6 protein-coding genes are annotated in these 6,030 nt (G+C 42.0%); 3 read left to right on the plus strand and 3 right to left on the minus strand.

The features are described 5' to 3' along the window. The 3 genes from AOA56_RS15365 to AOA56_RS15375 form a co-directional block, all read left to right on the plus strand. A partial coding sequence (locus tag AOA56_RS15365) for an ABC transporter substrate-binding protein (RefSeq protein WP_053770035.1) occupies positions 1–988 on the plus strand: 988 nt, incomplete at its 5' end. A gap of 18 nt (positions 989–1,006) precedes the next feature. Then, positions 1,007–1,930, plus strand: a complete 924-nt coding sequence (locus AOA56_RS15370; RefSeq protein WP_053770036.1) for a carbohydrate ABC transporter permease — start codon at positions 1,007–1,009, stop codon at positions 1,928–1,930. 14 nt (positions 1,931–1,944) lie between these two features. After that, a complete protein-coding gene (locus AOA56_RS15375; RefSeq protein ID WP_053770037.1) occupies positions 1,945–2,772 on the plus strand; it encodes a carbohydrate ABC transporter permease in 828 nt (275 codons plus the stop codon). Positions 2,773–3,020: 248 nt separating this feature from the next. On the opposite strand, the gene AOA56_RS15380 is transcribed toward AOA56_RS15375, so the two are convergent. The 3 genes from AOA56_RS15380 to AOA56_RS15985 form a co-directional block, all read right to left on the minus strand. Continuing rightward, on the minus strand, positions 3,021–3,848 hold the full coding sequence (locus AOA56_RS15380) for a carbohydrate ABC transporter permease (protein WP_024733789.1): 828 nt from the start codon (positions 3,846–3,848) through the stop codon (positions 3,021–3,023). 18 nt (positions 3,849–3,866) lie between these two features. After that, positions 3,867–4,790, minus strand: coding sequence for a carbohydrate ABC transporter permease (locus AOA56_RS15980; protein ID WP_048621101.1), 924 nt, complete (start codon positions 4,788–4,790; stop codon positions 3,867–3,869). Positions 4,791–4,805: 15 nt separating this feature from the next. Continuing rightward, the coding region (locus AOA56_RS15985) for an ABC transporter substrate-binding protein (RefSeq protein WP_053770038.1) at positions 4,806–6,030 on the minus strand (1,225 nt) is incomplete at its 5' end.

Below are 6,030 nucleotides of genomic sequence, written 5' to 3' on the forward strand. Positions count from 1 at the left end.
CTGTGGCGGTGATGGTAAATCTTCCGGTGGAAAGACAGAAATCACCTTTGGTATCTGGGGTGAAAACCAGAGACCTGCTATGGAGCAGATGGTAGAAGCTTATGAAAAAGAGCATGATGATGTAACTATCAAAATCCAGTTGACGCCATACAAAGATTACTTTACAAAACTGGAAACTTCTGCAACTGGAGGAAAGGCTCCTGACGTATTCTGGGTAAATGTACTTCACCTTGATGCATATGTAGAGGGCGGTATCCTTGCGGATCTGACAGACGCAGTAGCGGATTCCGATATTCCGGACAGTTATTCCGAAACTTTACTTAACAACTATGTACGTGATGGCAAGAACTATGGTGTACCGAAAGATTTCGATACAAACGCATTATGGTACAACAAGGAAATGTTCGACGAAGCTGGTGTTGCTTACCCGACAGACGATATGTCCTACGATGATCTGGTAGCTCTTGCGACAGAACTGAAAGACAAACTTCCGGATGCAATGTTTGAAGGCGAGCAGATTGCGATGAATTTCGCTGGCTCCTATATCGTTCCGGAATATGCAGCCAATGAAACAATCAAAGATAAGATTGATTGTGTAGAGATCCCGACATTCAATGGCAAAGAAGATAATGTTATCAATGGTCTTGCATATTGTGTATTCGAAGGTTCTAAGAACAAAGACGCAGCTACAGATTTTGCGATTTGGCTTGGAAGCTCTGAAGCTCAGGAAATCCAGGGCAAAACAGGTGTGGTTATTTCCGCCAGAACAGATGCTCAGCACTGCTTCGCAGAAGCAAACGACAAATACAATTTGGCAGCTTATACGAATCATGCAGATGAAGCTTATCCACTTCCGGTTTGCAACAAAGCAGCCGAACTGTATGATTTAGAGGCACAGTATATCAAACAGGCTTATGATGGAACGATGACCCTGAAAGAGGCATGCACACAGTTAAAACAAGAAGCTGATGCATTACTCGCAGAATAAGTGTAGGTGATAATAAAAATGTCTGAAAAGAAAGCAGTAACGAAAGGCTCTAAAAAGGGCCTTTCGTGGAAGAAGAAGGACTGGATTGCGGCCTATATTTTTATCGCGCCAGTTACAATAGGTCTTCTGGTATTTTATATCTGGCCATTTATCCAGAACGTATGGTTTAGCTTTAACGATGTAAATAAGTTTAATGTAGCGACGTTTAACGGAATTGAAAATTATAAACAATTGGTAAGCGATAAAGAAGTCTGGGCATCGCTCGGAACAACCTTGAAATATGTTGTATTTACCGTCCCAGTTGGATTATTTCTTTCCATTTTGATCGCTTCGCTTTTGAATGCGAAGATCAAAGGGAAATCCATTTATCGAACATTATATTTCCTGCCTTCTGTAACGATGGCGGCAGCCGTAGCGATGGTATGGAAATGGATATACAATGAGCAGATGGGTATACTTAACAGTGGAATTCGCGCAGTTGGCGGCGAAGGTCATGGATGGCTGACGGATCCGCATACAGCGCTGTTCTGCATTATGTTAGTCGGACTATGGATGAAGGTCGGCTATGATATGATTATCCTTTTGGCGGGTATGCAGGGCATTTCCAATACATATTATGAAGCGGCGGCACTTGATGGAGCCGGACCGATTCAGCAATTTTTCAAGATCACAATTCCAATGCTGACGCCAACGATTTTCTTTGTAATGATTACAGGAATTATCAGTGGTTTCCAGGTATTCGATGTTATCTTTATGATGATTGGAAAAACAAATCCTGCGTACGAGAGTACCAAAACGGTTGTTATGTTGTTCTACCGAACCGCATTCGATTATGGTTATAAGGGATATGCAGCGGCAATCTCCATTCTGATTTTTGCAGCCATTATGTTAGTGACCGCTGTTCAGATGTGGGGTCAGAAGAAATGGGTTAATTACGATTAAGGAGGAAAGATAAGATGAGAGGTAAAGCAAAATTAAATCATCTGATTGTGCATCTGATCCTTCTGGCAGGTACAATAATCGTTGTATTCCCATTCCTCTGGATGATTTTAACATCCTTTAAGACAAATGGAGAAGCACTGCAGATTCCACCGACTATTATCCCGACAGCATGGGTAACAGATGCATATTCAGAAATTGTAACAGCAATTCCGTTCGCTACTGTTTATATGAACACGATTATTTCCGCAGTAGTAACAACGGCCGTACAGGTTGCTTTTTGTGCAATGGCAGCTTATGCTTTTGCAAGAATTGAGTTTCCATTTAAAAACATCATTTTCCTGATTATTCTTTCAGTGCTGATGGTGCCAGGACCGATCTTCCTGATTCCGCAGTATTTGATTGTTCAGAAATTGGGATTGCTCGATACCTTGCCGGCGTTGATGCTTCCAAACCTGTTTAGTGCGTTTGGTACGTTCCTTTTGAGGCAGTTCTTTATGTCTCTTCCGAAGGAATTAGAGGAAGCAGCCGTATTAGACGGATGCAGTCGTTTCCAGATTTTTGGAAAGATCATGCTCCCACTGGTAAAACCAGGTATCGTGGCTCTTGTAATTTTTACGGCAAAATTTGCATGGAATGACTTTATGTGGCCAATGATTGTCAATACGTCCACAGATAAGATGATCCTTGGACCAGCTCTTGCAACCTTGCAGGGTCAGTATACAACGGAGTATCCGATGCAGATGGCCGGAGCGGTTATGGCGGTAATTCCGCTGGTAGTACTGTTCTTCATCTTTCAGAAGCAATTCATTGAGGGTGTCGCACAGTCTGGTATTAAAGGATAAAATAGTGCATTTAGGGCATGGTTTTATAATGCCGATTCCTAAACACTAACATACAAGAAAGAGACAATCCTACGAAATTCGGGCTTTCCCAAAACCTGATTTTTCGATTGGATTGTCTCTTTTTTTTATAATCCTTTAGAACAAAAAGTTTCAGGGGAAGGTGTGACCGAACTGAGTCACGCCTTCCCCTGTTTAGGACTGTTCATATCTCGACAGCCTTTTCATTTTAAACAATTACATTTTCAAGTTTAACCCTTGATACCGGACTGTGCAACACCTTCGATGAACTGTCTCTGGAAAATAATAAAAACAATTACAAGCGGGAGTACTGCCATAACCGCTCCGGCCATTTGAACCGGATAGTTTGTCAGATACTGTCCTTTCAAAAGTGACAATGCCGGAGCAAGCGTCATCTTCTGAGAATCTGTGTTGACAATTAACGGCCACATGAAGTCATTCCACGCAAACCTTGCCGTGAAGATCACAAGCGCTACGATACCTGGTTTTACCAGTGGGAGCATGATCTTTCCGAAAATCTGGAAACGGTTACATCCATCCAGCAGAGCCGCCTCTTCAAGTTCTTTTGGTAAAGACATAAAGAACTGTCTCAGCAGGAATGTACCAAACGCACTGAATAAGTTTGGCAGGAACAGACCCGGCAACGTATTTACCAGTCCCAGGTTCTGAATAATCAAATACTGTGGAATCAGGAAAATCTGTCCCGGTACCATTAAGATTGCGAGTAATACAATAAAGATTGCATTCTTAAATGGAAATTCAATTCTTGCAAATCCATAAGCTGCCATTGTACAGAACGCCACCTGGAACAATACCGTCAATACTGTAATGATAATCGTATTCACATAAATCTGAGCAAACGGAAGCACCTCAAACACGTACTTATAGGAATCCCAGATAATTTTTTCCGGCAGAATCGTCGGAGGAATCTGCATAGATTCCGGCAATGTCTTAAATGATGTAAATATCATCCATAGGAATGGGAATACAGTAACCGCAATACCAGCAATGAGCACAATATGTATCAGCAGATTTTTTCTGTTTTTTGTTGTTTTCACGATTTTTCTCCCCCTCTCCTAATCATAATTTACCCATTTTTTCTGTCCCCACAACTGAATTGCGGTAATAATCATAATGATTACGAACATGAAAATAGAAATTGCCGCCGCATACCCTTTATATCCATACGTGAACGCATTTTGATAGAACAATACATTTGTAGTTTTCACAGCGTTAAATGCAGGGTTCTTGTCAATATCTATCATCATATAGAGTGTATCGAACACCTGGAATGCTCCGATAAGCCCTGTGATTGTTACGAAAAAGATCGTCGGAGACACAAGCGGGATCGTAATCTTGAAAAACTTCTGTACTGGTCCTGCCCCATCAATCTCAGCCGCTTCATAGTAAGAATTGGATACCCCCTGCATTCCTGCCAGAAGAATAATCATATTATATCCGGCACCACTCCAGATACCTACCATCATAACACAGAAAAGTGCTGTGCTCGGATCTGTGAGCCATCTTTTTCCTTCTACTCCAAAAAATTCAAGTACCGTATTTAAGATACCGTAATCTCCGTTGAAGATCAATTTCCATACAAGGGCAACCGCTGCCGCCATTGTGATAGACGGCAGGAAATAGATTGTCCTGTAAATTCCTTTCCCTTTGATTTTGGAATTCAAAAGCGTAGCCAGAAGTAAGGATATAAACAATCCAATCGGAACTGTGATAACCGCATACAAAATTGTATTTTTTAAGGCTAGCATTAAATCCGGTTCCTCAAAGAGCTTTTTGTAGTTGTCCAGGCCACAAAAAGTTGCCATATTAAACTTATTTACGTCGTTAAAGCTGAACCAGAAGTTTTGGATGAACGGCCACACGTAAAATATTAACAACCCGATTGTTACCGGAGCAATGAAGATATAAGCTGCAATCCAGTCCTTTTTCTGACGGCGTGACGCTTTTTTCTTTATCGCTTTTGTTTTTTCTTTGCTCATACAATACCGCCCCTATTATTTTGCGTTCATTTCTTCAAGAAGCTTGTTCTGTTCCTCTGCAACAGACTTACAAGCGTCCTCAAGTTTAACTTCGCCTTTCCATGCAGGCTCAAGGTATTTCTTTTCTACCTGTCCAAGCTGGGAAGTAATCTTGCAGTGTGGAAGTAATTCCGCGTTTACTACATTGTCAAGGAAGATCTGGCAGTTTAAGCCTTCATGTGCGTCTACAAAGTACTGCTGACAGTCATTTCTCGCGGAAATACATACGCCTGCTTCTCCGTTAATCTTCTGAGCTTCTTCACTTCCAAGCCATAATGCAAAATCAGTTGCTTCTTCCGGATGTTTCGTGTTTGCGGAAACAGAGAACGCAAGACCGTTGATGATATCCGTATCTTTTCCATTGTATGTCGGTCTCTTAGCGATTCCGTATTTGCCTTCCAATGTCTTGTCATAGGAAGCAATCATATAGTTACCGGATAAGTACATTGCAAGCTGTCCGCCCTGGAACATAGCATCCGGGTCTGTGTCCGCCATCTGGTCAAGTGTCGGAGAAAGTCCTTCTGATACAAGGTCAAGCCAGGACTGAACTGCTTCGATTGTCTTCGGATCATCCCATCCTGATTTTTCATTTCCTTCACTTAAGAAATATCCTCCGTTTGCAAATACAGAAGCATCATATGTTGTCTGTCCAGAGTTTCTGTTTACAGCCGTCGGGTATGTTCCTTCCGGAAGCCCTGCATTTTTCAGCTCTTCACATTTTGCTTTGAAATCTTCAAATGTCATATTGTCTGACGGGTATTCCACTCCCGCTTTATCAAAGATTTCCTTGTTGTAGAATACTGCGTTTGTATCAAAGTCTTTTGGAATACCGTAAAGCTTTCCATCTACTGTGTATCCATCTACCAGCGGAGCCGGGAAGTTTTCATTTACTTTCAGGTCAGATTCCTTTTCCGCATCTGTTAAATCAAGCAGAATTCCTGCGTCAGCATATTCTTCCACATGAAGAACGTTCATTGTAATGATGTCCGGTGCGCTTCCGCCTGTTGCAGATGCCTCAAGCTTTGTCCAGTACTCAGACCATGTAGTAAGCTGAGTTGTAACATGCACATTCGGGTGTTCCTTGTTGTAGGCTTCAGCCATTTTTTCCATAACCGGCTGCTGATCTGAATCCCACACACTCATTACCAGTTCCACTTTTCCGTCTTTGCTTCCACCGGATGATTTACCATCACCGCCACAG

The organism is Sellimonas intestinalis (assembly GCF_001280875.1).
GTDB classification, from domain to species: Bacteria; Bacillota; Clostridia; order Lachnospirales; family Lachnospiraceae; genus Sellimonas; species Sellimonas intestinalis.

What these genes read in the sequence shown, in the direction of transcription:
- AOA56_RS15375 (WP_053770037.1), top strand. Translation starts at nt 1,945, where the DNA reads ATGAGAGGTAAAGCAAAATTAAATCATCTGATTGTGCATCTGATCCTT.
- AOA56_RS15370 (WP_053770036.1), top strand. Translation starts at nt 1,007, where the DNA reads ATGTCTGAAAAGAAAGCAGTAACGAAAGGCTCTAAAAAGGGCCTTTCG.
- AOA56_RS15980 (WP_048621101.1), bottom strand. Translation starts at nt 4,790, where the DNA reads ATGAGCAAAGAAAAAACAAAAGCGATAAAGAAAAAAGCGTCACGCCGT.